The sequence below is a fragment of the Burkholderia sp. LMG 13014 genome, assembly GCF_905232215.1.
In the GTDB taxonomy this organism is placed as follows: domain Bacteria; phylum Pseudomonadota; class Gammaproteobacteria; order Burkholderiales; family Burkholderiaceae; genus Burkholderia.
On the sequence record NZ_CAJNKE010001073.1, the window covers coordinates 1 to 683 of the forward strand.

Annotated in this window: 1 protein-coding gene; it reads right to left on the minus strand. The window is 64.1% G+C overall.

Annotation, left to right across the window (positions count from 1 at the left end; translation table 11 throughout):
* Positions 1–683, minus strand: a 683-nt coding sequence (locus tag JYJ84_RS37450; protein WP_175223719.1) for a 3-hydroxybutyrate dehydrogenase, incomplete at both ends; no start/stop codon positions are given.

Here is a 683-nt window from a genome sequence, read left to right on the forward strand (position 1 = left end):
GCGACGTCCTGTACCGTCGTGAACACGCCGTCGACCGTGTTGCCGAGCATCACCTTCTTGATCACTTCCTCTTCGCTGATCCCGAGCTCCTTCGCCTGCTCCGGAATCTGCTTGTCGACCAGCGGCGTGCGCACGAAGCCCGGACACACGACGTGCGAGCGCACGTTGTGCTTCGCGCCTTCCTTCGCCAGCACGCGGGCCAGGCCGAGCAAGCCGTGCTTGGCTGTCACGTAGGCCGACTTCAGCGGCGACGCTTCGTGCGAGTGCACCGAACCCATGTAGATCACGACACCGCCGCGATCATCCTTGTACATGTGCTTGAGCGCGGCCTTGGTGGTCAGGAATGCGCCGTCGACGTGGATCGCCTGCATCTTCTTCCAGTCGGAGAACGAGTAGTTCTCGATCGGGTTGACGATCTGGATGCCTGCGTTCGACACGAGGATGTCGATCGAACCGAACGCTTCGGCCACCTTGTCGATCCCGCTGTTCACGGCTTCCTCGTTCGTCACGTCCATCGCGACGCCGATCGCCTTGCCGCCCGCCTTGACGATCTCGTCGGCAACGGCGTTCGCGCCGTCCTGGTTCAGGTCGGCGATCGCGACGGCCGCACCCGCCTTCGCGAGCTCGAGTGCGATTTCCTTGCCGATGCCGCTCGCGGCGCCCGTGACGACTGCGGTCTTGCC